Source organism: Alteromonas sp. CyTr2, from assembly GCF_947311905.1.
GTDB classification, from domain to species: Bacteria; Pseudomonadota; Gammaproteobacteria; order Enterobacterales; family Alteromonadaceae; genus Alteromonas; species Alteromonas macleodii.
Genome location: NZ_CAMZMZ010000035.1, coordinates 1 through 25,571, shown reverse-complemented (window position 1 = coordinate 25,571; position 25,571 = coordinate 1). Strand labels below are relative to the sequence as shown.

The 25,571-nt window shown below is 44.3% G+C and carries 23 protein-coding genes and 1 pseudogene; 18 read left to right on the top strand and 6 right to left on the bottom strand.

Features of this window, described 5'->3' with window-relative positions; all coding sequences use genetic code 11:
* Nucleotides 1-80: 80 nt before the first annotated feature.
* A complete protein-coding gene (locus QME20_RS15915; protein WP_281716243.1) occupies nucleotides 81-692 on the bottom strand; it encodes a DoxX family protein in 612 nt (203 codons plus the stop codon).
* A gap of 44 nt (nucleotides 693-736) precedes the next feature.
* On the opposite strand from QME20_RS15915, the gene QME20_RS15910 reads away from it, so the two are divergent.
* The 3 genes from QME20_RS15910 to QME20_RS15900 all read left to right on the top strand — a co-directional run bounded on the left by QME20_RS15910 (nucleotide 737) and on the right by QME20_RS15900 (nucleotide 3,519).
* Nucleotides 737-928, top strand: a complete 192-nt coding sequence (locus tag QME20_RS15910; protein ID WP_014949340.1) for a hypothetical protein — start codon at nucleotides 737-739, stop codon at nucleotides 926-928.
* Nucleotides 929-1,090: 162 nt separating this feature from the next.
* Entirely contained in the window at nucleotides 1,091-2,956 is a 1,866-nt protein-coding gene (sppA, locus tag QME20_RS15905; protein ID WP_014949339.1) for a signal peptide peptidase SppA, read from the top strand.
* Nucleotides 2,957-3,003: 47 nt separating this feature from the next.
* Nucleotides 3,004-3,519: a SprT family zinc-dependent metalloprotease gene (locus tag QME20_RS15900; protein WP_348648759.1), complete on the top strand. Its 516-nt coding sequence runs from the start codon at nucleotides 3,004-3,006 to the stop codon at nucleotides 3,517-3,519.
* A 44-nt stretch (nucleotides 3,520-3,563) separates the two neighbouring features.
* Here the strand turns inward: QME20_RS15900 and yfbV are convergent, their stop codons facing one another.
* Nucleotides 3,564-4,013 carry a terminus macrodomain insulation protein YfbV gene (gene yfbV / locus QME20_RS15895; protein ID WP_014979203.1) on the bottom strand — a complete coding sequence of 150 codons (450 nt, stop codon included), beginning with the start codon at nucleotides 4,011-4,013 and terminating at the stop codon, nucleotides 3,564-3,566.
* A gap of 538 nt (nucleotides 4,014-4,551) precedes the next feature.
* Here yfbV and trxB point away from each other — a divergent pair.
* The 4 genes from trxB to infA all read left to right on the top strand — a co-directional run bounded on the left by trxB (nucleotide 4,552) and on the right by infA (nucleotide 7,327).
* Entirely contained in the window at nucleotides 4,552-5,517 is a 966-nt protein-coding gene (gene trxB / locus QME20_RS15890) for a thioredoxin-disulfide reductase (protein ID WP_014949336.1), read from the top strand.
* Between the two features lie 50 nt (nucleotides 5,518-5,567).
* The gene (gene aat, locus QME20_RS15885; RefSeq protein ID WP_281716242.1) at nucleotides 5,568-6,314 is read left to right on the top strand and encodes a leucyl/phenylalanyl-tRNA--protein transferase; all 747 of its coding nucleotides are present in this window, start codon (nucleotides 5,568-5,570) and stop codon (nucleotides 6,312-6,314) included.
* The gene (locus tag QME20_RS15880) at nucleotides 6,311-7,033 is read left to right on the top strand and encodes an arginyltransferase (RefSeq protein ID WP_281716241.1); all 723 of its coding nucleotides are present in this window, start codon (nucleotides 6,311-6,313) and stop codon (nucleotides 7,031-7,033) included. The genes aat and QME20_RS15880 overlap by 4 nt, the downstream gene beginning before the upstream one ends.
* Nucleotides 7,034-7,108: 75 nt before the next feature.
* Nucleotides 7,109-7,327, top strand: a complete 219-nt coding sequence (infA, locus tag QME20_RS15875) for a translation initiation factor IF-1 (RefSeq protein WP_014949333.1) — start codon at nucleotides 7,109-7,111, stop codon at nucleotides 7,325-7,327.
* A 178-nt stretch (nucleotides 7,328-7,505) separates the two neighbouring features.
* On the opposite strand, the gene clpA is transcribed toward infA, so the two are convergent.
* Both clpA and clpS read right to left on the bottom strand, forming a co-directional pair.
* Nucleotides 7,506-9,782: an ATP-dependent Clp protease ATP-binding subunit ClpA gene (clpA, locus tag QME20_RS15870; protein WP_281716240.1), complete on the bottom strand. Its 2,277-nt coding sequence runs from the start codon at nucleotides 9,780-9,782 to the stop codon at nucleotides 7,506-7,508.
* Nucleotides 9,783-9,806: 24 nt separating this feature from the next.
* Nucleotides 9,807-10,127 carry an ATP-dependent Clp protease adapter ClpS gene (clpS, locus tag QME20_RS15865; RefSeq protein WP_014949331.1) on the bottom strand — a complete coding sequence of 107 codons (321 nt, stop codon included), beginning with the start codon at nucleotides 10,125-10,127 and terminating at the stop codon, nucleotides 9,807-9,809.
* 243 nt (nucleotides 10,128-10,370) lie between these two features.
* Between clpS and cspD the strand changes: the two genes are divergently transcribed.
* Nucleotides 10,371-10,589 (top strand): cold shock domain-containing protein CspD, encoded by a 219-nt coding sequence (gene cspD, locus QME20_RS15860; protein WP_014949330.1) that lies wholly within the window; start codon nucleotides 10,371-10,373, stop codon nucleotides 10,587-10,589.
* A gap of 478 nt (nucleotides 10,590-11,067) precedes the next feature.
* Here the strand turns inward: cspD and QME20_RS15855 are convergent, their stop codons facing one another.
* Entirely contained in the window at nucleotides 11,068-13,287 is a 2,220-nt protein-coding gene (locus QME20_RS15855) for an NADP-dependent isocitrate dehydrogenase (protein ID WP_281716239.1), read from the bottom strand.
* Nucleotides 13,288-13,800: 513 nt separating this feature from the next.
* Between QME20_RS15855 and QME20_RS15850 the strand changes: the two genes are divergently transcribed.
* The 7 genes and pseudogenes from QME20_RS15850 (at nucleotide 13,801) to QME20_RS15820 (ending at nucleotide 20,761) form a co-directional block, all read left to right on the top strand.
* Nucleotides 13,801-14,343 (top strand): rRNA large subunit pseudouridine synthase E, encoded by a 543-nt coding sequence (locus tag QME20_RS15850; protein WP_014976399.1) that lies wholly within the window; start codon nucleotides 13,801-13,803, stop codon nucleotides 14,341-14,343.
* A gap of 370 nt (nucleotides 14,344-14,713) precedes the next feature.
* Nucleotides 14,714-15,820: pseudogene (gene mnmA / locus QME20_RS15845) on the top strand (tRNA 2-thiouridine(34) synthase MnmA); the annotation flags it as partial.
* Between the two features lie 2 nt (nucleotides 15,821-15,822).
* Nucleotides 15,823-16,449 (top strand): high frequency lysogenization protein HflD, encoded by a 627-nt coding sequence (gene hflD / locus QME20_RS15840; RefSeq protein ID WP_014949326.1) that lies wholly within the window; start codon nucleotides 15,823-15,825, stop codon nucleotides 16,447-16,449.
* A 13-nt stretch (nucleotides 16,450-16,462) separates the two neighbouring features.
* Entirely contained in the window at nucleotides 16,463-17,830 is a 1,368-nt protein-coding gene (gene purB, locus QME20_RS15835) for an adenylosuccinate lyase (protein WP_039229483.1), read from the top strand.
* Nucleotides 17,831-17,937: 107 nt separating this feature from the next.
* The gene (locus tag QME20_RS15830) at nucleotides 17,938-18,771 is read left to right on the top strand and encodes an adenylate/guanylate cyclase domain-containing protein (protein ID WP_239239953.1); all 834 of its coding nucleotides are present in this window, start codon (nucleotides 17,938-17,940) and stop codon (nucleotides 18,769-18,771) included.
* A gap of 355 nt (nucleotides 18,772-19,126) precedes the next feature.
* On the top strand, nucleotides 19,127-20,293 hold the full coding sequence (locus QME20_RS15825) for a cupin domain-containing protein (RefSeq protein ID WP_281716238.1): 1,167 nt from the start codon (nucleotides 19,127-19,129) through the stop codon (nucleotides 20,291-20,293).
* A gap of 9 nt (nucleotides 20,294-20,302) precedes the next feature.
* The gene (locus tag QME20_RS15820) at nucleotides 20,303-20,761 is read left to right on the top strand and encodes a GNAT family N-acetyltransferase (RefSeq protein WP_014949322.1); all 459 of its coding nucleotides are present in this window, start codon (nucleotides 20,303-20,305) and stop codon (nucleotides 20,759-20,761) included.
* 47 nt (nucleotides 20,762-20,808) lie between these two features.
* Here the strand turns inward: QME20_RS15820 and QME20_RS15815 are convergent, their stop codons facing one another.
* Nucleotides 20,809-21,225, bottom strand: coding sequence for a DUF4826 family protein (locus QME20_RS15815; protein ID WP_014949321.1), 417 nt, complete (start codon nucleotides 21,223-21,225; stop codon nucleotides 20,809-20,811).
* Nucleotides 21,226-21,552: 327 nt separating this feature from the next.
* Between QME20_RS15815 and QME20_RS15810 the strand changes: the two genes are divergently transcribed.
* The 3 genes from QME20_RS15810 (at nucleotide 21,553) to QME20_RS15800 (ending at nucleotide 24,900) form a co-directional block, all read left to right on the top strand.
* Nucleotides 21,553-21,768 carry a PGPGW domain-containing protein gene (locus QME20_RS15810; RefSeq protein WP_049586700.1) on the top strand — a complete coding sequence of 72 codons (216 nt, stop codon included), beginning with the start codon at nucleotides 21,553-21,555 and terminating at the stop codon, nucleotides 21,766-21,768.
* A gap of 367 nt (nucleotides 21,769-22,135) precedes the next feature.
* On the top strand, nucleotides 22,136-22,642 hold the full coding sequence (locus QME20_RS15805) for a (2Fe-2S)-binding protein (RefSeq protein WP_014976393.1): 507 nt from the start codon (nucleotides 22,136-22,138) through the stop codon (nucleotides 22,640-22,642).
* The gene (locus tag QME20_RS15800; RefSeq protein ID WP_281716237.1) at nucleotides 22,639-24,900 is read left to right on the top strand and encodes a molybdopterin cofactor-binding domain-containing protein; all 2,262 of its coding nucleotides are present in this window, start codon (nucleotides 22,639-22,641) and stop codon (nucleotides 24,898-24,900) included. The genes QME20_RS15805 and QME20_RS15800 overlap by 4 nt, the downstream gene beginning before the upstream one ends.
* The last annotated feature ends 671 nt before the right edge of the window (nucleotides 24,901-25,571 follow it).

Genomic DNA, 25,571 nt, shown 5'->3' with positions numbered 1-25,571 from the left:
AACCTGATTGCTAGATCCTACGGTTCATAAACGAAAAAGACCAGAAAATTCCGGCCTTTTGTACAGGAAATGGAGCGTCCCTAATTACTTTTAGAACGCATGGCTTTATTCACATAGTAATCGACACTAAAGAAGCGTCCACCACCATAGATAAACAAAACTAAAAGCATAATAAAATAGGTCGCAGCGAATTCGATGCCGTTGTTAAGTACCACAAAGTTACCGCTGGATGTAAGCCAGTCATAATGGCCATGCTCTTGTAACAATGATTTAGCTGCCGCAAGCTTTTCTGGCGCAGCCATAATGTTTTCATTCAGTAAGATAGTACCGTCGGCTAACCATGAAGACGCATCAGCAATAGCGAGCCATCCATTCTTAGCGTGAACACTCACCATAGCGACTATCATGGTTACCATTAATGGAATACTCACCAAGCGCGTCAATGCACCCAATAACAATAGAACACCGCCCACGAGTTCTGCGGCTGTAGCTAAGAACGCCATTACCAAAGGTATTGGTAAACCAAGCCCATAATCATCGTTACCAAACCAATCTACAATACTGTCGAAACTGGATGCTTTATTCCAACCAGCCTGTATCATCACTGGTGCTAAATACAAGCGTAATAAAAGTAAAGGAATGCCATCTGCCACTTGCAGTCGGGCTACGATTTGTTGGTAAATGTGTGTCATTGTTTTGCCTACTTTGTGTGATTAAGAAATAAGAACGGCACTTTATGAAAAAAATTTCATCGCGCGAAAATAAGCCCTCACCGTTTTTACGACTAATGAAAAAGGGCCATGGAAAAACCGGCTATAAAGCAAAGAATGGAAAATTTCTTATGACGATGAGCGAGGATAGTCACAAACGTATTGCCTCCCTCATTCGAAAGTGGCTGGAACAAGACGAAAAAAAGAACGCAGAATAAAAGTCATCGTAAGTCGCCGAAAACAAAGACACTCACAAAAAATTACAATTAAGTTCGCGATCTTACTCGATTTAGGTAACATAATAGAATGCAGTACGTGAGTAAGGTATGCCTGATCTATCTTGCTCTGGTTAGTTAATTCAAAAAAAGGTAGTGATTAAAATGGCAGCCAAAGGAAATTGGACTAAATCCTTGTTTATTGGCTTGTGGACGGTGCTTAACTTCACCCGCAAACTTTTCTTTAATTTGATATTCATTGTTATTTTTGTTGGATTGATAATCGCAATAACTGGTCAGGACGATGAACAGTTTACCGTAAACAAAGACAGTGCTTTGTTTCTTACGCTTAACGGCAAGCTAGTTATAGAAAAAGAAAGCATTGATCCTTTCGAACAGTTCTTACAAGAATCGCTAGGCAGTGAACCTGAAAACCCAGAAGTACTGGTACGCGATGTAGTGAAAGTGCTTGAAAATGCGCAAAAAGATCGCCGTATTAAAGCTTTGGTTCTTGACCTTCAAGGTCTTACCGGCGGTGGTTTAGACAAGTTACGCACCGTAGCTAATGCTATTGACGCATTTAAAGAATCTGAAAAGCCCGTTTATGCCATTGGCGATTACTTTTCCCAAGACCAATATTACTTGGCAGCACACGCTGATAGCATCTATCTGAACCCAATGGGCGGGTTAATGTTTGAAGGCTACGGCCGTTATGGCATGTACTTCAAAGACATGCTAGAAAAGTTAAAAGTAACCACGCATATCTTCCGGGTTGGTACTTATAAATCTGCTGTTGAGCCTATCATGCGAAATGATATGTCTGAAGAAGCAAAAGAAGCGGAGAAACAGTGGTTAGATGGTTACTGGGCGCAATACAAAGCGGATGTAGCAGCAGCTCGCGGTATCGATGAAGCAAACTTTGACGAGACCCTTGAAGGTTTATTAGCAAAGTTTGAAGCGGCAGGCGGCGATTTCGCACAGTATGCGCTTGAGAATAATTGGGTAGACGCATTGAAGACCCGCGAAGAAGTAAGATTGGAGCTTACTGAGTTAGTCGGTGAAGATGAAAACAATCACGGCGTTAACCTCACTTCGTTCAATACCTATCTTAAAGTTGTTAACCCGCCTATGCCGGTTATCGAGTCAGACATGGATAAAGTGGCGATTGTAGTTGCCAAGGGCACCATCTTAGACGGTAATCAAAAAGCCGGTACCATAGGTGGCGACAGCACTGCGCGTCTTCTGCGTAAGGCTCGTCTTGATGACAACGTAAAAGCAGTGGTTCTCCAGATTGATTCTCCTGGAGGCAGCGCATTCGCCTCTGAAATTATCCGTCAGGAAGTGTTGCAGCTACAACAAGCAGGTAAGCCCGTTATTGCTTCTATGAGCACCTATGCAGCTTCAGGCGGTTATTGGATTGCAGCAAGTACCGATAGAATAATTGCAAGCCCTAGCACAATTACAGGCTCGATTGGCGTGTTTGGTATGTTTATGACCTACGAGAATTCACTGGATTATTTAGGTATTCACAGTGATGGTGTGGGCTCTACAGAGCTTGCAGGCTTCTCTACTGTGCGTCCACTAGCACCAGAATTCGGTCAGATTCTTCAGCGCAACGTTGAAAACACTTACGGAAACTTCTTGTCGTTGGTTTCAAATGCTCGTGGTATGTCGGTAGAAGAAGTGGATAGTGTTGCCCAAGGACGCGTGTGGATTGGCGAAGATGCCATTGAACTTGGTCTAGTAGACCAGCTTGGTACGGTTGACGATGCTGTAGTTGCTGCAGCCGAGCTCGCCGAGCTAGAAAATTATGATACGTTCTACGTACAACGTACGCTGAGTGCCCAGGAAATTTTCTGGAAGGAATTCTTTGGCCAGGCAATGACGTTTGTGGGCAAATGGCAATTTGCCCATGCCGACTCTGCACTGGTAAATGAATTTAAGCGCGTACTTAAAGAGTTCAGTTTAGTAAACCAACTAAACGACCCTAAGGGTACCTACGTGCTATGTTTACCTTGTGACGTTAAATAATACGCGCAGCAAATAAGTAGAAACAGTAAAAAGACAGAGGCAGCAACATCGCTTCAAATGACTTAACTCAAGAACAGCGTCGCGTTATTACCGACGCTGTTTTTTATTGCTATGAGCAAGCAGAGCAATACTTCAAGCAAACGTTCAAGCGCCCTACCATCACTTTTAGACGGTCGGGGAAAAATGCGGGCACTGCGTTTTTACAGCAAAACCGCGTGAATTTTCACCCACTTCTGTTTAAAGATAATATCGATGCCTTTTTAAGTGACGTGGTACCACACGAAGTCAGCCATTTGTTGGTATGGGTTCTGTTTGGCAGAGTTCAGCCCCACGGCAAAGAATGGCAGTCGGTAATGCGCAGCGTATTTAACTGCACGCCTAGTGCTACCCATCAATTTGACGTGAAACGGGTAGCCCGCACTTTTCATTATGTGTGTGACTGTGACACTTATGCGCTAAGTACACGCAGGCACAATAATATTTTAAAAGGGGCACAATACAAATGTAGGAAGTGTCAGGCCTTGCTTCGCGCACCAGCCGTTGGCAGCCTAAAAGCCAATTGACCCAAGACGCTGTCTGACGAGCGGTATTTACAGGATACGTGCTGTTAATTAAACCAGTGTTTAGTAAATGCGTTGTCTAAATCGTTAAACGCTGTCTTAAGAAGTTGCGCTAGCTCTTTATATTTTGGTTTTGATTTAGCATTGGTCATAGCCACACCTTGCGAGCGCATTTTTGAGTGGATTTCTTGGTACCAGCTTTTCAGTTGTGGTGGAAGGTATTGGTCAGAGCGATGTCCTAGCCAAAGCAAACCTTGCATAGGCAGACTTAAGAAGAAAGCACCTATGGTAATGGTTTGAGGTAGATAATCGGCGCCTAAACTCTGATAGAGCAGCGCGCATGAAACCATAGCCACTGGCGGCATGGTTTTAATTGCAAACTTAGTCGCTGCTACAACTCTACACTCTGGGAAAAAGGCATAGAGTTCTTTTCTTACAGGCCATGTCTTCATGTACTGCTGACCGTTTTTCAACATTGTCATTATTGATTGAGACATGCCTCACCTCTTTGATAAACCTTACTATCAGCATTAATACTGATATCACTCACGTCATTATTCGATAGTTATAATTAAATTGTAATCCGCTTTTTGGCTAATACAAACTGGTTCTTCTAAATCAGTACGTAATTACAGCGATAAACTATCAACATCGATCTTATCAAATACGATTGCACTGTAGTTAATTAAGTTTCGTTGATGTGGCGGCTGCCTTATGGTCTGCTGTGAAGATCGGCGTTGTGTAACTAACACACCGTACGTTAATAATTAAAAGGTATAAGTTCAATCTATCTTTAAGTGACATTTTTCTCGCTTAAAGGCATCATATAGAGCTTAAGCCTAAACATTGTGCTGCATGGCTTTGTTGTTACTTTTGTTAAAGCAAGTGAATAACGACCTGCAGATGTTGCGCTGGCAAATTACTATAATAAAAGTAACTAGGTGTTGAGCTTGATTTACAGATTTTCGCCCCTACCTAGCTTTCTAAGAGAAATTTTATAAGTAACCCTATTGGGTGAATTATTTGGAGAGGAAAATGGCAGAAAGCAGACACGTCCGTCTACTTATCTTGGGTTCAGGCCCTGCAGGTTATTCAGCAGCGGTTTATGCTGCACGTGCAAACCTTAAACCTGTACTGTTAACTGGTATTCAACAAGGCGGACAGCTTACTACCACGACAGAAGTAGAAAACTGGCCGGGCGATCCTGAAGGCCTTACTGGTCCTGATCTAATGGTTCGTATGCAAAAGCATGCTGAAAAGTTCGATACTGAAATTATTTTCGATCACATCAATAAGACCGACTTTTCGAAGCGCCCTTTCACGCTTTACGGAGATAGCGGTACTTATACGTGTGACGCACTAATCATTGCTACAGGTGCTTCGGCTAAATACCTTGGTCTTGAATCAGAGCAAGCGTTTATGGGTAAAGGTGTATCTGCTTGTGCAACCTGTGACGGTTTCTTCTACCGCAATCAAAAAGTAGCGGTAATTGGTGGTGGTAACACCGCTGTTGAAGAGGCGCTTTACCTTTCAAACATTGCATCAGAAGTACATGTTATTCACAGAAGAGATAGCTTTAGAAGTGAAAAAATTCTTGAGCAACGCCTTCGTGATAAAGCAGAAAACGGTAACGTGGTATTACACTTAAACCGTACACTAGATGAAGTGCTCGGTGACGAAATGGGTGTAACCAAAGTCCGTATTAAAGATACGAACAGTGATGCCACTGAAGAGCTTGATGTTATGGGTCTATTCGTTGCTATCGGTCACAAACCGAATACCGATATCTTTGATGGGCAGCTTGAAATGAAAGATGGCTATATCGTTGTAAACAGCGGTACAAACGGCAATGCGACGCAAACAAGCGTTGAAGGTGTGTTTGCTGCAGGTGACGTGAGCGATCATATTTATCGTCAGGCCATTACATCAGCAGGTACAGGATGTATGGCGGCGCTAGATGCTGAAAAATACTTAGACGGTACGATGCCTGAACAAGGTTAATACTGTTTCCCAAGCCCTGCTGTTCAGTGGGGCTTTTTTCTGGCCCGATTATGATAGCGTTACATTACATCGAAGAAGGCGCGCCCTTCCCTCCAGTCGACACTGCATTAGACGAACCTAACGGCCTGCTAGCATTTGGTGGCGACCTCAGCCCTGCACGTTTATTTTCTGCCTACTCACAGGGCATTTTCCCTTGGTTCAGTGATGACGAACCCCTGTTGTGGTGGTCACCCGACCCCAGAGCCATTATTGAACTCGACAATTTTGTCGCATCGAAAAGCCTTAAGAAGCTTGCTCGAAAACAAAAATACACGGTAACGTTAAATTACGCGTTCGACCGAGTAATTGAAGCCTGTTCATCAACCCCTCGTAAAAATCCAAACACAGGTGAACTCAATAGCGAAACATGGATTACCGATGACATGATTGGGGCTTACCGGCAGCTCAATGGTTTGGGTTTAGCACACTCTGTGGAAGTTTGGGACGGCGAAACACTGGTGGGTGGACTATATGGCGTTGGAATTGGCAAGGTATATTGCGGTGAATCGATGTTTCACCGGGAAAGTAATACGTCAAAACTTGCTATGATGGCGTTGGTTGAGCACATGAAGTCTCACGATATGGCCTTTATTGATTGCCAGCTTCCTACCGATCATTTGGCATCCCTTGGTGCGAATGTGTTATCCCGTGAAAACTTTATTGAAAAACTGGAAAACAACAACCACACTTTAACTGAAGACGGTAGGCTGTCAGCAGACTACCTTAATCGTTGGAAGCCAAGAGTGATTACTCCGTGAAGTTTGGTATAACCCAATCATTTTCATGTAGCTATTTGCCCGATGAGCAAGAGCAATTATTAGTATACGCCGAAAACAATGATTTTCAGGCGTGGCGATACTCGCAACTTATTCAAGTGGGATTTCGACGAAGCGGTGAACAAATTTACCGTCCACACTGCCCAGCCTGCAAGGCGTGTAAGTCGGTGCGAATTCCGGTGAATGCTTATACCCCCTCTCGCAGTCAAAAAAGGCTGTTAAAGGCCAACCAAGGGTTTCGCGTTCAGCTAGTTAGTGAAACTAAAAGCACATACTACCCGTTGTATGAACGTTACATTACGGAGCGACATGCCGACGGTAGTATGTATCCGCCTTCACGAACCCAGTTCGACAATTTCGTTTTGTGTGATTGGATGACAACCCATTACCTAGAGGCCTATGATGGCGACAAGCTCATTGCAGTGGCTGTAACTGACGTTTTCGATGCTAACGAACATATGGGTGCACTCTCTGCGCTCTACACGTTTTTCGACCCTGACTATAGCTCTGCGTCTTTAGGTACATGGATGATACTCATGCAAATTGAGGAAGCGAGGCGTTTAAGTCACCACTATGTTTATTTGGGCTATTACGTAGAGGGTTGTCAAAAAATGTCTTATAAACACAAATTTTTGCCATTTGAGCAGTTTAGTGACAATGAATGGCATCTATTTAGCAAAAATAGTAAAATACCCACTTAATTGCTTTACACCGAACCCAAGATTGGGTAAGGTCTGCGCGGCAAAAATTTTGAATTACTGAGGTAACTGCTTTACATGGCAAAAGAAGATTGTATTGAAATGGAAGGTACTGTGTTAGACACGCTACCTAACACTATGTTCCGCGTTGAACTAGAAAACGGTCACGTAGTGACTGCACACATCTCTGGTAAAATGCGTAAGAACTATATCCGTATTCTTACTGGCGATAAGGTCACCGTTGAGATGACTCCTTACGATTTGACCAAAGGTCGTATCGTTTATCGCGCAAGATAATGAGCCATTTAAGCGGTAACGCATAAAAAAAGCCCGATTAAGATCGGGCTTTTTCGTATCTGGGTTTTAGCTATTTCATCCTCGAAGCACTATCGCTTAGAACCAAAATTGCTAACGAAGATATAGCGCTTGATAGACGACATTAGTCTTTCTACCTAGCGCTACATGCTTTCTTACATTAGCTTGGCTCTGCTTCTTCAGACGTTGCACCTACACCTGTGTACTCAAAGGTAAGTTTGTCATCAACGCAGTCTACTTTAACGTTTCCGCCTTTAGATAACTCGCCAAACAATAGCTCGTTCGCTAACTCTTTCTTCAGGTCATCTTTAATGACGCGCGCCATAGGACGTGCTCCCATTGCCTTATCATAGCCTTTCTCAGCCATGTAAGCGCAGGCTGCACTGGTGACCTCTAGCGACACGCCTTTAACGTCAAGCTGTGCCTGAAGCTCAATAATGAACTTATCTACCACCTGCAAGATGATTTCAGGATCAAGATGATTAAACCAAATAATACCATCTAGGCGGTTTCTGAATTCAGGTGTAAACACCTTATTGATTTCAGACATCGCATCGTGACTGTGATCTTGCTGCTTAAAGCCAATAGATTTACGTACGGTTTCTTGAACACCTGCGTTGGTGGTCATCACTAACACTACGTTTCTAAAGTCAACCTTACGTCCATTGTTATCAGTCAGCGTACCGTGGTCCATAACCTGAAGAAGAATATTGTAGATATCGCTATGCGCTTTCTCAATTTCATCTAACAGCACTACTGAGTACGGGTTTTTGATTACCGCATCTGTTAACAGACCGCCTTGATCAAAACCAACGTAACCAGGAGGCGCACCAATGAGGCGGCTAACTGCATGACGTTCCATGTACTCAGACATATCAAAACGTACAAGCTCAACACCCATGATTTTGGCCAGCTGTTGGGTTACTTCTGTTTTACCAACACCAGTTGGACCGGCGAATAAGAAACTACCAATTGGTTTTGCTTCAGCACCAAGTCCAGAACGTGATAGCAATATAGCGTCATTAAGCGTCTCTATCGCCTTATCCTGACCAAACACGACCATTTTAAGGTTGCGGCCAAGGTTCTTAAGCACCTCTTTGTCAGAAGCCGATACAGACTTCTCAGGGATACGCGCCATTTTTGCAATAATTTGCTCTATGTCGCCCACACCAATCGTTTTTTTGCGCTTAGAAGGCGGCAATAAGCGCTGGCTTGCGCCTGCCTCATCCATTACATCAATGGCTTTATCTGGAAGATGACGTTCGTTGATGTATTTAGCCGACAATTCCGCCGCAGCTTGAATCGCCTTTTGAGTGAAACGCACATTGTGGTGCTCTTCGTAGCGACTCTTAAGGCCAAGCAGTATCTTTGTGGTATCGCTGACGCTAGGTTCAGTAACGTCAACTTTCTGGAAACGACGTGCAAGGGCGCGGTCTTTCTCGAAAATACCTTGATATTCTTGATATGTGGTTGAGCCGATACAGCGAAGTTCACCACTTGATAGCTTAGGCTTAAGTAAATTTGACGCATCCATTACACCGCCCGACGCAGCGCCAGCACCAATAATGGTATGAATTTCATCAATAAACAAAATGGCATTCTTGTCTTTGCCAAGCTCTTTCAGAATTGCTTTCAAACGCTTCTCAAAGTCACCACGGTATTTGGTACCAGCAAGAAGGCCACCTAAATCCAGTGAATAAACGGTACTTTCAGCAATAACATCCGGCACGTCTTCGTTAACGATTCTGTATGCAAGACCTTCTGCGATCGCCGTTTTACCTACGCCCGCTTCACCCACAAGCAGCGGGTTGTTTTTGCGACGACGACATAGAATTTGAATAGTGCGCTCTACTTCCGAATCGCGGCCAATCAACGGGTCTATTTTGCCGTCTTTCGCATGACGATTTAGATCAGTTGCGTATTTGCTTAATGCTGAGCCACCTTCTTCGCCTGCTTCAGCCTCTTCCGACGCTTCAGGGTTTACAGGCTCATCATCATCCGCTTTGCTTACGCCATGGCTAATGAAGTTCACCACATCCAAGCGCGTTACATCCGCCTTTTTGAGAATATAAACGGCCTGAGACTCTTGCTCGCTGAATATAGCAACAAGTACGTTGGCGCCAGTAACTTCGTCCTTACCAGACGACTGAACGTGGAATACCGCACGCTGCAGCACGCGCTGGAAACCGAGCGTGGGCTGAGTTTCGCGTTCGTTTAACTGGTCATCTAAAATGAGAGGCGTAGTATCTTTAACAAAAGCTAACAGTTCGCTTTTAATTGCCTCAATATCGGCACCACATGCTTTGAGCGCATCGCGAGCAGCTGAGTTATCAAGCAATGCCAACAACAAGTGCTCAACCGTCATAAACTCATGACGATGCTCTCTGGCAAATACAAACGCGTTATTTAACGTTTGTTCTAATTCTTTATTTAACATATTGCTCGCCCTCTACAAAAAACCTTATGCCTGCTCCATCGTGCACATCAACGGGTGCTGATGTTTGCGTGCGTACTGATTAACCTGCATCACTTTTGTCTCTGCTATCTCAGCAGTAAAAATGCCACACACGGCTTTTCCTTGATAATGAACGGTCAGCATAAGTTGGTTGGCTTTCTCAGCGTCCATATTGAAAAACTGCATGAGTACCTCAATGACAAAATCCATCGGTGTATAGTCGTCATTGTTCAACAACACTTTATACATGGGAGGCGGCTGCGGCTTCTGTCGCTGCGCGTCTTTCTGTTTTTCCTTTTCGATACTAATAGCGTTGTCTTTACTCATAACTTAATAATAGTGGTTTAATGGCACATATGTGTACAAACTTTTGGATAAATTTATTCACATTTGCCCTTGACATAATATGGTTAAAAAATCTACATTTTGTATAGTGGTTTTGAGTATTGCACGTTAGCTACGACATAACTTACTGCGTAGCAGCTACAATCAATACTCTTTCCACCGTGTCTCCGGATCTATAATGGGGGCATATACTCGTGAGTTCAAGGATTAAGAGGAAGTCGAAGTATGGCGGTTGGCAAAGTTAAATGGTTTAACAACGCAAAGGGTTTTGGATTTATCGTTCCTGAGGACGGCGGTGAAGATATTTTCGCGCATTACTCTACGATTCAGATGGAAGGCTACCGTTCGCTAAAAGCGGGTCAAGAAGTAACGTTCGAAGTTCAGCAAGGGCCTAAAGGTCTTCACGCTGAGAACATTGGCTTCAAAGAAGAACCAGAGCGTTAAGAAAAGAATTTTCAAAGCCTGACCTTTTGCGTCGGGCTTTTGCTTTTCTTGCCATTCAAAATGTGTAGGTGCAGTAAAGCGCCTGTGCGGATAAGTGCGTTTTAATTTTCCCCACAACAATAAGCATTACGTTATCTTAACGTTGTGATTAAAGTTGCGTAATAGTTCAAATTAGACAATCAACGAGCTTTTTTCCTGTTCCTTTTATCTCCCGCTTATACATTCGTTTCCATAACATAAGGTATATCGCCCTACCCCTTATTACCCCTTATACCCGTCCGCGTAGACCATTGCCTACTCAGCTAGGTTTAAAATGTTCGTAATCGCCGCGTGTTAGCGCAGGTATAGTGGTTCTACATAAAAAAAGCCCTCTCGTTTGAAGAGAGGGCTTTTAAACCTTGTTTTGAAATAGCTTCTCAGGTTTGAGAGTACTATCCTATGCGCTAGACCTATAAGCCTAACGCATATACACAAAATACTATGCGCCTAAGATAGCTTTTAATGTCTTACTTGGAGACATGGTTGCGAAAAGCTTGTCTTCGTCAGGGTAGTAGTAACCACCAATTTCTTGCGCGCTACCTTGCGTTGCATCAATCTCAGCCAAGATGTCGTCAATTTTCGCAGACAACTCTTCATACACTGGCTTAAATTGCGCAGCTAGATCTGCGTCTTCCGTTTGGTTCGCTACTTCTTCAGCCCAGTATAGACCTAGGTAAACATGGCTACCACGGTTGTCCAACTGACCTGCTTTACGAAGCGGAGACTTACCGTTGTTTAGTAGTTTTTCCGTTGCTTTATCAAGTGCAGTAGCAATAACTTTTGCTTTGGTGTTGCTGTGCTTAATAGCAACATCTTCTAGCGATACAGCAAGTGCCAGGAATTCACCGAGTGAGTCCCAACGCAAGTGACCTTCTTCAACGAACTGTTGCACGTGCTTAGGTGCACTGCCGCCCGCGCCCGTTTCATAAAGGCCACCACCAGCCATCAACGGAACAATTGATAGCATTTTAGCACTGGTACCAAGCTCTAGGATTGGGAACAAATCAGTAAGGTAATCACGAAGTACGTTACCCGTTACTGAAATGGTATCCAGACCGCGAATTGCACGTTCCATGCTGTAGCGAATAGCGCGTACTGGAGACATAATTTGAATGTCTAGACCGTTGGTATCATGGTCTTGTAGGTACTTTTCAACTTTCTTGATAAGTTGCGCATCGTGAGCACGTTCGTCATCTAGCCAGAATACCGCAGGCATACCAGATTGACGTGAACGCGTTACCGCTAGCTTAACCCAATCTTGAATAGGTGCGTCTTTCACCTGACACATACGCCAGATATCACCTTCTTCAACATCGTGAGAGATAAGAACATTGCCGTCTTGGTCAATAATCGACACCGTACCGTCTGCTTCTAGTTCAAACGTTTTGTCGTGTGAACCGTACTCTTCTGCTTTTTGCGCCATTAGACCAACGTTAGGCACTGTACCCATCGTTGTCGGGTCGAATGCACCATGCGTTTTACAGAAGTTGATAACTTCCTGGTAAATGGTTGCATAAGTACTTTCTGGAATCACCGCTTTCGTGTCGTGCGCCTTTCCATCTGGTCCCCACATTTGACCAGAGTTACGAATCATGGCTGGCATAGAAGCATCAACGATTACATCACTTGGCACGTGAAGGTTCGAGATACCTTTGTCAGAGTTCACCATCGCCATTGGAGGGCGGTCGGCATAACATGCGTTGATATCTTTTTGAATTTCTGAGCGCTGGCTTTCAGGTAGGCTTGCAATTTTGTCGTAAACGCTACCAAGACCGTTGTTAGGGTTAACACCTAGCTCTTCAAACAGGTCACCCCATTTGTTGAATAGATCTTTGTAAAATACTTTTACACAGTGACCGAATACGATTGGGTGAGACACCTTCATCATGGTCGCTTTTACGTGTAGTGAGAAAAGAATGCCTGTGTTTTTCGCATCTTCAATTTGCTCTTCGAAGAATTCACACAGCGCTTTTTTGCTCATAAACATGCCGTCGATAACTTCGCCAGCTAGCAAATCTACACGCGGTTTAAGGGTTTTCTTGCTGCCATCTTTACCCGTAAATTCGATGCTAACGTGACCGTCTTTCTCAACTGTCACTGATTTCTCACCAGAGTAGAAATCGCCACCGCGCATGTGCGCTACGTGCGAACGAGAAGCTTGAGACCACTCACCCATTGAATGCGGGTGCTTGCGTGCATAATTTTTAACTGCAGTTGGGGCACGGCGATCTGAGTTACCTTCACGTAATACAGGGTTTACTGCACTACCTAGCACCTTACCGTAACGTTCGCGAATGTCTTCTTCTTCAGCAGTTTTTGGTGAATCAGGGAACGCTGGTACGTTAAAGCCTTTTGCGTTTAATTCTTTGATAGTTGCACGAAGCTGTGGAATTGAGGCACTGATGTTTGGAAGCTTGATGATGTTAGCGTTCGGGTCTTGGGTCATCTCACCCAGTTCAGCTAACGCGTCTGGCACTCTTTGTTCTTCTGAAAGATACTCAGGGAAATTTGCCAAAACACGTGCAGCAAGTGAAATATCGCTTAGCTCAACGTCGATATCTGCAGCCGCAGCAAACTTCTGGATGATTGGAAGAAGTGAGTAAGTCGCCAGCATTGGCGCTTCATCAGTCTTCGTGTAGATGATCTTAGACTTGGTCATTATATACCTCAATTTTCTCGACAGGGTACTGTCGTCTTTAGTCCATTAGGTCGCAACAACCCGCAACATGTTCATGTCACGCCCACAGTCATTGCGAAACGTATTTGATGTTTTCCACCTTTTGCTTTTATTAAGCACTAGGTCACTTGCTGTTTTCTTCCCTACATATTATTCAATTCCCTATGTTAGCAATATGCATCTCATGGCTTTGCACTCGACTACCTAGTCGTACGCAATTTCGAGATACGATGTATAAGCAAGCCCGCTTATCACTGCTAAAACTGTCTAATAATTATGCAGATGCGCTCTCTTATAAAAATGGGAGCGACCATTAGTATAGGGTCGAAAGTTTGAGTTACAAGTCATACCATTGTCTTAACTCATAAGATCACCGAATTTATCGACAAACTTCATTGAGCAAACCACTATTTGCGGTTGATTTTCCCATGCGAAGCATCGTCATTTGTCGTAAAATCCCCCCCGAAATTTTGAATTTAAACAAGCGGAAGTAATATGTCTTCAAACGCTAAAGTGGTGCTTTTTAATAAGCCCTTTCAAGTTCTTTCTCAATTTACTGATGCAGACGGTAGAGAAACCCTAAAGGACTATATTGATGTTCCCGGTGTGTATGCCGCAGGACGACTCGACAGAGATTCGGAAGGTCTTCTCGTACTCACCAATGACGGAAAGCTTCAGCATAAACTTGCTAACCCAAAAGCTAAAACCAGCAAAACCTATTGGGTGCAAGTTGAAGGTATTATGGACGAAAAAGCAATGCAGGCGCTGCGTGACGGCGTGGAATTAAAAGATGGAATGACTCGCCCCGCTAAAGTAAAGGCCATGGAAGCACCTAGCGTGTGGCCGCGGAATCCGCCCGTACGCTTTAGACAGTCGATCCCTACTAGCTGGGTAGAAATTACCATTACAGAAGGCAGAAACAGACAAGTGCGACGTATGACAGCGCACGTCGGCTACCCCACCCTTCGGCTCATCAGATATCGCGTGGGTAATTGGACCATTGATGGTATTGATAATGGCAGCTACGTTCACTTTTAAAGGCAATTCAATTTCTAATACTTGAAATCACCTTCCTTGACCACACTAAAAGAGGCACCGAAACGTCACGGATTTTTAGCGCTGTTAAAGGTTGCTGTTCATCTTTGCATATAGACAATTTTTTACAGCAAAGGCCAACGGCCGCTTGGCACATATTTAATTACTTAATCAGATAAGGATTAAATGTGAATTAGCTATCGGAATCTGATAAAATCCGCGACCTCGAAAACGGGCCGATTTGTAAATGGCTGATTAGTGGTACAGCCCACTAAGTGGGTAAGCGCCTTAGCATATTTATCAACATGTTAATTGGTGACTGATTTAACAAATACGGTTTCTTTTTATTAATCAAATGAGTGTGCAATCCATAGTGAGTGATATTGAATCTAACGCCAGCAAAAAAGTGATCGTCGGAATGTCCGGCGGTGTCGATTCGTCTGTTTCAGCCTACCTACTCCAACAACAGGGTTATCAGGTTGAAGGTCTCTTCATGAAAAACTGGGAAGAAGACGACAACGATGAATACTGTGCCGCAGCGGAAGATTTAAAAGATGCACAAGCGGTTGCTGACAAACTAGGCATTGAACTGCACACCATTAACTTTGCAGCAGAATACTGGGATAACGTGTTTGAGTATTTCTTAGAGGAATACAAAGCGGGCCGTACGCCAAACCCAGATATTATGTGCAACAAAGAAATTAAGTTTAAAGCGTTTCTTGAATTTGCAGCAGAAGACCTTGGCGCTGACTACATTGCTACTGGTCACTATGTTCGTCGCCGAGAAGTTGACGGTAAATGGCAAATGCTACGCGGTCTTGATAACAACAAAGACCAGAGCTACTTTCTTTACACGTTAGGCGAAGAGCATGTTGCAAAAACGCTCTTCCCTGTGGGCGACATCGAAAAGCCATTAGTTCGCAAAATTGCCGAGGAGCAAGGTCTTATCACTCACGATAAGAAAGACTCTACCGGGATTTGCTTTATTGGTGAACGCAAATTTAAAGACTTCCTTGCTCGTTACCTTCCAGCTCAGCCTGGCGTTATTGAAACAGCAGAAGGCGAAGAAATTGGCCAACACGAAGGCTTGATGTATCACACGCTAGGTCAACGTAAAGGCTTACACATTGGTGGATTAGCCAAATACGGTGACGACCCTTGGTATGTGGTAGATAAAGATGTTGCTCGCAACGTGCTTATTGTGGGCCAAGGTGCCGACCACCCTCGCCTATACTCGAAAGGCTTGGTAGCAAAGCAGCTACACTGGGTGGATAGAAAAACAATTACAGAACCTGTGCGCGCGGTAGTTAAAACCCGTTATCGTCAGGCCGATATCCCATGTACAATAACGCCAACTCAAGACGACACCATTGAAGTGATGTTTGATGAGCCGCAGAAGGCGGTAACGCCGGGGCAGTCAGCGGTGTTCTATAGTGACGAAGTTTGCCTTGGCGGCGGTATTATTGAGAGTTATATTCGCTGATGTTAGATACCGACATAGAAAATAACCTAGCACTTGCAGGTGTATGTCAAGCTGCTGCGCTGGTTCAACAGCTTGCCAGACGAGGTTCTGCCGATAACGAGGCTATAGAGGCCAGCTTATCGAGCATACTGGTTACTGACCCAGAAACACCTCAACAGGTTTTCGGCCAGCTCGCTAACTTAAAAACCGGTTACACCACACTCGCAGCACAGCTATCTGACAAACAAGCAACAAAAGATACGGAATTAACCCGCTATATAGCTAGTATTCTAGGCCTTGAAAGAAAGCTAGCGAGAAAGCCTAAAGCAATGCAGGAACTGGGCGAACGTATTTCCCATGTTCAGCGCCAGCTTGCTCACATCGATTTCCAAAACCCACAAATAGTCTCCTCTTTAGCGAGCATTTACAGCGATATCATCAGTCCGCTAGCACCGCGTATTCAGGTAGCTGGTAACCCAGATTATTTAAGCCAACCTGCTACTCAGCATAAAGTGCGTGCGCTTTTGCTTGCAGGTGTTAGGGCTGCAGTAATGTGGCGTCAGATGGGTGGAAAACGAAGAAACATTTTATTTAAACGCAAACACATTCTTAACAGTGCTGTTAAAGCACTACGATTAATAAACTAGTGAGGAGCTTAAGGTGGAACTGAGTCAGTTAACTGCAATTTCCCCTGTCGATGGTCGATATGCTGGCAAAAGCGTAGAATTACGCAGTATTTTCAGTGAGTACGGCTTATTAAAATACCGTGTAGAAGTAGAAGTACGTTGGTTACAAATGCTGTCTACTAACCCACAAATTGAAGAAGTTCCCGCTTTTACAGACACGTCAAATGCACTACTAGACAAAATAGTAGCTGAATTTAGTGTTGAAGATGCCATGCGCATCAAAGAAATCGAGCGCACAACAAACCACGATGTGAAAGCGGTTGAATACTTTCTTAAAGAGAAGGTTGCCGACAATAGTGAGCTTTCAGCAGTAAATGAGTTTATCCACTTTGCGTGTACGTCTGAAGACATCAACAACCTTTCACATGGCTTAATGCTTCGCGAAGCCCGCGAGACCGTTATTCTTCCTTACTGTGACAAATTAATTGAAGCGCTAGTAGAGCTTGCTAAGCGCTACCAGAACGTACCTATGATGGCACGTACTCACGGTCAGCCTGCTTCACCTACCACCATGGGTAAAGAAATGGCAAACGTGGCTATTCGCCTAAAGCGTCAGCGTAGCCAAATCGCAGGTGTTGAGTTACTTGGTAAGATTAACGGTGCAGTGGGTAACTACAATGCACACTTGTCAGCGTATAAAGATGTAGATTGGCACGAAGTTTCAGAGAAGTTTGTTACCTCACTAGGTCTAACCTGGAACCCGTTCACTACGCAAATAGAGCCGCATGACTATATTGCAGAAATGTTTGATGCCATTGCGCGCTTTAACACCATTCTTATCGATTTCGACCGTGACGTTTGGGGTTACATTGCACTGGGTCACTTCAAGCAAAAAACGGTAGCTGGCGAAATCGGCTCTTCTACCATGCCACACAAAGTTAACCCTATCGATTTCGAAAATTCAGAAGGTAACTTAGGTCTGGCGAACGCTATTTTTGACCATTTAGCAGCTAAGCTTCCTATCTCTCGCTGGCAACGTGACCTTACTGACTCAACCGTACTACGTAACCTTGGCGTCGGTGTAGGTTATGCGGTTATTGCGTATCAGGCTACTTTGAAAGGTATCAGCAAGTTAGAAGTTAATGAGCAAAGCTTACTTAACGAGCTAAACAACAATTGGGAACTGCTTGCAGAGCCTATTCAAACTGTTATGCGTCGTTACGGTATTGAAAAGCCATACGAGAAGCTAAAAGAACTGACCCGTGGTAAGAAAGTAAACGCTGAGGTCATTGCTGAATTTATTGATAACCTAGATATGCCAGAAGCGGCCAAAGCAGAGCTTAAGGCATTAACGCCTGCTACATACATTGGCGATGCAATCAGGCTTGTAGATCAGTTATAAGCCCTTACGCTTTCCACTACACTGAAAAACGCGGTCATTAGTACCGCGTTTTTTTTATTCCTAAATTTCTCTACATTGAATTTTCACATACCCGTGGGAGCACGCAAATGGATTTACGCAACACGAACCACACTCTTTTCTCATTGCAGGAAAAACACTGTGTTGTACTTTCTCCCACCGTTTCGAAGGTCTTAAGTACAACGCAGGAAACCAAAAGTAGTGCCACGAATTTAAAAAGCTGTATAAAAAATGCCGTCGTCATTTTTTGTGACCTATCAGGCTTCCAACAACTCTCAGTTAAATATGGCGACATTACATGCGCCAGACTTGTAGATAGCCTGTTTTCTGAATTCGATGTGCTTGCCGCTGATTTACACCTTTCGCCATTAAAAACCAACGGCGATCAATATATTGCGGTTGGTTTTAGCGGCGAACATAGCAGTACAACACACTCGCTTTTGAACGCTCTGGTGAACGCCATCGAATTCGCATTTCGCGCTCGCGAGCTTGTAAATAGCAACGACCTTTTAGCTTCATCTTCAAGCCAACTGCGAGTTGGCATTGCGACAGGCTCTATACTTGCCGGCCAATCTTCTCGCCCGCTTGCAGGCTTTGATATTTGGGGGACTACGGTAAATAGGGCTGCAATGTTAGAGCAATACACAGCACCTAATACAATTGCTATTTGTGAGAAGTCTTACAGCCTGGTTAAACGACAGATTATTCATCACTCTAGCGCGAGTGCGAATAACCCTTGTTCCTTTAATACGTATTTCACTTGTGGTTCAAATATAAACGCTAACACTGAGCTTTCAACGCGTGAACACGACAAGCGGAAACTCAGTGAGTCAAAAATGTGTAGCGAAAATTGCAAAGAAACCACATTCCTACCAAAACAGCTGCACACGAAAACAATGCTAATGAGCGCATACGTTTGCTAACTCCTGTCTAGCGCATCTGATAACCACCCATGCCATGTAAACATTGAGCTAAAAAGCACGTGATTTCTAAGTTAGATGAATTACACCTGCAGTAACTCGCCGCGAGTACGAACATGTTAAGTTTCGCTGAGTGGGTAATTATCTATGCGAACCGTTATGAATTCGGCTCTCCCTACTGAATCAGGTGAAGCAAATGCAAGGTAGCAATAAATGTTTCAATAATCGATAATGCCCCCCATAAACTTCGACCTCGCTTTTGACAAAGTGCTAACGCTTACCGCATATTTGTAACGCCACGCACAATACTTAAATCAACAGATTAAGCCCATTTAATTGGCTTACTATAAGAGACACTATGCCCACTAACGACAATTCGTACATTATTGATGCACAATCTGGAAACGGCTTTAATGCAGAAACCTTTCTAAAAAACTACTGGCAGCAAAAGCCGGTAGTCATCAAACACTTCTTTGACAACTTTGTAGATCCTATCGATGAGAACGATCTTGCCGGTCTAGCACAAGAGTCGGAAGTGGATGCACGTATTATTAGCAACGTGAAAGGCAGCTGGCATGTCGAACAAGGGCCAATTACCGATTTTGACAATGCATGTCAGGGCAAATGGACATTACTAGTTCAAGGCGTAGATAAATATGTGCCCGACGTAACCCCTCTACTAGATCCCTTTTCTTTTATCCCTAATTGGCGATTGGACGACCTGATGGTGAGCTTCGCCACCAATGGTGCAGGCGTTGGTGCTCACATCGACCAATATGATGTATTTTTAGTTCAAGGTAAGGGCCGAAGACGCTGGCGTGTGGGCAAGCCGGCGGACTATAAAGAAGTTTTTCCACATCCAAAATTAAGACAAATTGAAGGCTTCGACCCTGTTATAGATGTTGTGGTTGAGCCTGGCGATGTGGTGTACGTACCACCGGGCTGGCCTCATGATGGAGCGACAATTGAAGATAGCCTCACCTACTCTGTGGGTTATCGTGCTCCGGACAATCTGCAACTAGCGGAAAGCCTGGCGATGATGTTGGATAAAGGCGCACATAATTATCGCTTTACCGATGCAAGCCGCTCTATGCAAAGTAATCGTGCTTGGGTAAATCCAAGCGATGTTGCCATTCTTAAGCAGCAGCTCATAGATGCGATAAACGGTGAAGACTTTACTTTGGCACTTCTAGAAGCCATGAGTGAACAAGGCATTCCTGAATATCCGCTAGAAGACGAAGTATCGCTAGAGCAAATTTCAAATGAGTTTGCCGCAGGCATTAGCTTTGTTCCTGCACCGGGTGTGCGTGCATTACTATGTGACGGTAAGCGTGGTCTTCCTCGCGCGCTCTTTGTAAATGGCAGTCAGTTCGAATTTGGCAAAAGTGACCAAGAATGGTTTGAAGTGCTGGCATCAGGAGGCGTTTTGAACGCAACGTGTTGCCAAGACGCGCCTTCTTTTACATTTTTAGAAACCTTAACTACACTTATCAATAATGGTTACTGGGAATGGTTCGAAGGTTAACAGGTAAGTATGGCGTTTACGATACAAAACGTCGATTGGGAAAAGGATAAACATCGACTGAAAGCACTAAGGGAACATGTATTTGTTTTAGAGTGGCGCGTCCCCGAGGCAAGCGAGTTCGACGAACACGACAGTTCGGCGTGCCATGTGCTTATCGTCAATGATGAAAACGAACCCATTGCCACTGGGCGCTTAACCAAACGAGGCGAACTAGGCCGAATTGCTGTTAAGCGCTGCCACAGAACATTGCCTGTTTATCGCGCTTTGTTTGAAGCGCTGATTAACACGGCAAAGCAAAACAACGTCCCCATTATCAAAGTAGTCTGCAATTTAGAAAGCGTGTCCTATCACCAATCCATTGGTTTTATTCCCGACGGGCAAGTATTTATGGACGCAGGCGTTCCAAGACAGCGCCTAAAATGTCCGGCAGAGCGATTTCCTCTTCCGGACGTGACTCAACTTCATTAAGCTATGTATTTACAAAACGTCTCACTAATACAGGCTATTGCCTGGAATTAGTTCCAAAGATCTGGCGCGTTCTGCATGGCAAACAAGCTTTCAGCACGATTAATTAGTAAAGCACCAAACGCCTTTTGAGTATCGTCTGCGCCCTCTGCATTAATGAGGTTTTCTGCTTTCAACTGCCAATGCATAGCAAAGTGACGCAGTACGTCCTTGGCGTCTTTGGCGTTATCGACTGATGTGTAATCAGAAGGTAAATCACCACTAATAACCCAATAGCGTTTACTGTCCATTGCTCTAATTTTCCAAACTGCAAGGTACGGCATTAAATAACGACTTTCTTCGGTAATAACAGAATCAAACAACACGCCATTTTCCGCTAAAAATTTGTTTGCCTTTTGAAACTGTTCTCGTACCCACGTTGCGCGTTCTTCATCACTGATTGGTTGGTTTTCTGGTTGTTCTGCCATTTTTACTCTCATTATTATCGTTATCTGTTCTTACTAGTACTGCTACTTGATACCCATGTCTCAGTTACCTTCTAGGCAGTTTTGCCACTAGTTCGTAGCGTACGCCTTTTTTATCTTTGTACTTTATTTCATCCCTGCTTTCCACCGCAATTAGGGCATTGTGCCCACCGAAGGTGTTAACCGCTTACTTATTCGACAATCTTTAAGAATACCCAACACCCAGTTATTCAAAGATCGGGCACAAACATTTACATTTTTCATATTGGCAAATGTGCATCTTTGGGCAAAACTGTGAGATGAAAACTTCACCAAGCCGAGTGTTTATACATGCGAATAGTAAGACTTACCCTTGGAGCAATCTTGTTTATCGGCGGTATTGTTCTAACATTACTTCCGGGCTCTATCTTGTTAGTGATAGGCGGTTTAGTGCTCTTAAGTTACGACTGGCCAAAAGCGCGAAGCTGGCTCAAATACAGCCAAAAAACAATGACGAGTGGTGCCCGTAGAATTGATCGTTTTCTTCTTATGCGAAAGCTGCGTTAATTGTTTTTGTTCTAACAGGTGTGCTTTTAGAAAGTTGAGCACGCCATAACGCATAGTGCGTTTCGCCCCCCTCTTCATCTCTCACCACTTTGTCGCAAAGTGTTAGCAATTAAACTTATGTAAATGCGTAATGATGCAATGCGTGTTAACGTAATCTAAAGTATAAATTGCGAAGCCTTTAACAATAATAATAGTGGCAATTATCTGAGCATGCTCAGCATCTTAGATAGTTCGTATCATCAGGCAATGTAACCGTATCGATATGAATTTGTGCAATGCGTTGACCCCGCATTGCGCTGCTTGGGTAGGCCAGATTTAAACAATCTGGTCCAAGTCATATCTTTCGCTTACCTATGGAGACAAGACCATGATCACGTTTACCGTTAATGGTAACAAACACGAATTTTCTGGTGACCCATCAACACCAGTGTTGTGGTACCTTCGTGACGAATTAAATCTTACAGGACCTAAGTTTGGCTGTGGTATGGCGCAATGTGGCGCTTGTACTGTTCATATTGATGGCATGGCACAACGCTCTTGCGTATTGCCTGTATCAGCCGTTCAAGGCAGAAAAATTACTACTATTGAAGGGCTAAGCGAAAATGGCGATCACCCTGTCCAAAAAGCGTGGGTAGAACATAAAGTACCACAATGTGGTTTCTGTCAATGTGGGCAAATCATGCAAGCTGCCAGTCTATTATCAACCAACCCAACGCCAAGTGACGAAGAAATTGTTCAGAATATGTCGGGCAACATCTGTCGTTGCGGCACGTACCCTCGCATTCACAAGGCCATTAAGTCTGCGTCGAAATCAATAAGCAGCAACGCTGGCGTTAGCTACTTTGACCCAACCCAAGCGGGAGAAGAAGCATGAGTGAGAATACCTATTTTGATATGAATCGCCGCAGTTTCTTAAAATCGACAGCAGCGGCGGGTGCACTGGTTCTTGGTACCTATTTTATGGGTGGTGCACCTCGCGCCATGGCTGGCGTATTAGCAAAGCCGGCGGAAAACGCAAAGCGCGCAAACTTGTTCATTGCACTTCGCCCTGACGGCATGGTTGAAGTAACGTGTCACCGCAGCGAAATGGGTCAACAGATCCGAACCGCCATTGCGCAAATTGTAGCTGACGAGATGGAAGCGGCGTGGGACAAAGTCATTGTTATTCAAGGCAAAGGCGACCCCAAATACGGTGACCAAAACACCGATGGCTCGCGTAGTATCCGCTTCAATATGCAGCGTCTTCGAGAAATGGGCGCAAGCGTGCGTTATATGATGCAACATGCAGCAGCTAAGCGTTGGGGTGTTGAGCCAAGTACCTGTGTTGCCGAGCAGCATGTGGTAACACACACTTCAGGTAAAACGCTTGCTTATAAAGACTTAATAGACGATGCATTAACCATTACGCCGCCAGAAGCAGATAAGCTTAAGCTTAAAGAAAGGAAAGAATGGCGTTACATCAATACCGGTATGGCGCATATCGACCTTCAAGATATCGTCACCGGTAAAGCAACCTTCGCCGCCGACGTGCGCGAACCAAAAGCACTTGTTGCTATAATCGAACGCCCACCTGTAGTTGGCGGTAAGGTGAAAAGCTTTAATGCAGATAAAGCAAAAGCGGTTAATGGCGTTGTTGATGTAATTGAAATTCCAGCGCCAAAAGGTGCGCCTCAGTTCCAACCAAAAGGTGGGCTAGCCATTATAGCTAACAACACATGGGCAGCATGGCAAGGCCGCAAAGCATTAGACGTCACCTGGGACGATGGCGCAAATGGCGACTATAACTCAGCGAACTTTAAAGAGCTGTTGCTTAACACAGTAAATGCACCTCAAGCGCTTGTTAGAGAAAAAGGCGATGCGTTGAGCGTTTTAGAAAAAGCCAGCGACAAGCTGGTTGCTGACTATTACGTGCCGCATTTAGCACAAGCCCCAATGGAGCCACCATGTGCTACTGCCATGTACTATAAAGATCGCGTTGACGTATGGGCAGCAACACAAAATCCGCAGGCTGATATGGAAACCGTGGGCGCTATGGTTGGCATGGACAAAGAAAAAATCAATGTTCACGTTACCATGCTAGGTGGTGCTTTCGGGCGTAAGTCTAAGCCTGACTTTTCAGCGGAAGCAGCATTCCTATCAATGAAAACGGGCAAGCCAATTCGCGTTCAATGGACACGTGAAGATGATATTCAGCACGGTTTCTATCACGCGGTTTCTGCTCAACATGTTGAAGCTGCACTTGATGAAAACGGTAAAATTGACGCTTATCTTCACAGAACCGCGTTTTCACCTATTGCCTCTACGTTCCAAGAGGGCGCGAACGCACCCTTTAGCTTTGAGTTAGATTTGGGCTTTACGGATAACCCTATTCTTACGCCCAACATGAAGTTAGAGCGCGGTGAAGCGCCAGCCAAAGCCCGTATTGGATGGATGCGTTCAGTATCGAACATCTTCCACGCGTTTGCTGTACAGTCGTTTATTAATGAAGCAGCCCACAAAGCAGGCAAAGACGCTAAAGATTACCTATTGGAAGTAATTGGTCCTGATAGAATTATTGATGTGACGGATCAAAAAGCCGAATATCAAAACTATTGGGGTGATAAGTCGGTTTATCCTTTGGATACAGGCCGTCTTCGTAATGTAATTGAGAAAGTATCTGACATGGCAGGCTGGGGCCGCAACATGCCTAAAGGCCGCGGACTGGGTATTGCTGCGCACCGTAGCTTTTTAACTTATGTTGCTACTGTGGTTGAAGTTGAGGTGTCTGACGCTGGCGATCTTAGCGTGATTAAATCATGGGTAGCTATTGATGCAGGTACTGTAGTTAACACCGATACGGTTAAAAACCAAACCCAAGGCGGCTCGGTTTACGGTATAACAACAGCAATCAGTGACGGTATAACGTTTGATAAAGGGCGTGTACAGCAGAGTAACTTCCACAACTACCGTGTACCGCGCATGAGCGATTCACCACTAGAGGTAGAAGTTGAAGTAATTGAAAGCGATGCGCCGCCAGCAGGTGTAGGTGAACCTGCAACCCCCGTGTATGCGCCAGCGCTGTGCAATGCCATTTTTGCTGCATGCGGTAAGCGTATTCGCCAGCTACCTATTGGTAACCAGCTTAAAGCGTAAGCATTCTATAGATTCGGCTTAATCGCTGGTTTGATGAATAAATACTAACGCTATTTAAGACAAGCAATCATATCAAAAAGGGTTAACACACACTGTGTTAACCCTTTTTTTATGCATGTATTCGGTAGTGTCTCAATAGTGGCGGGGCAATTATCTTCGCGGATTAGTTCAATAGAAAAGACTATATAAGTTATAGATACTTAGGCAAAAACACGCTATCGAGATAACAACGCAAGCAACAAAAAGGTGAATAAAAACACCATAACTTGCATAGGCGAAAACTGCACATATCAGACCAATCGTGAATTCAACCAGCGCAGCTTCACAGAACGTTCTGATGTTACTGATTACAGGTTGTGCAAAAAACTTAAATTTATAAGCCATCTTAGTTTCCCTCCCTGCCTCATGCATACTGTTAGCCAAACGTTATTTACAATAGCACACTAATCCAACCGGACATAATTTAACCAAGTAATATAAGAAGGTCTTGAGTTTTGTTGCACATCAAAAAGGCGAAAAAACCTAGTCATTAGCATATTCGCCATTTCCAACTAACTAAGCCATTGCTTAAGAGCGGCAAACAACCATTAGAGACATCGAGTAGGGTGAGGCGTCACCGCCTCATCCCTCTCACAGAACCGTACATACGGGCCTCGTATACGGCTCATGTA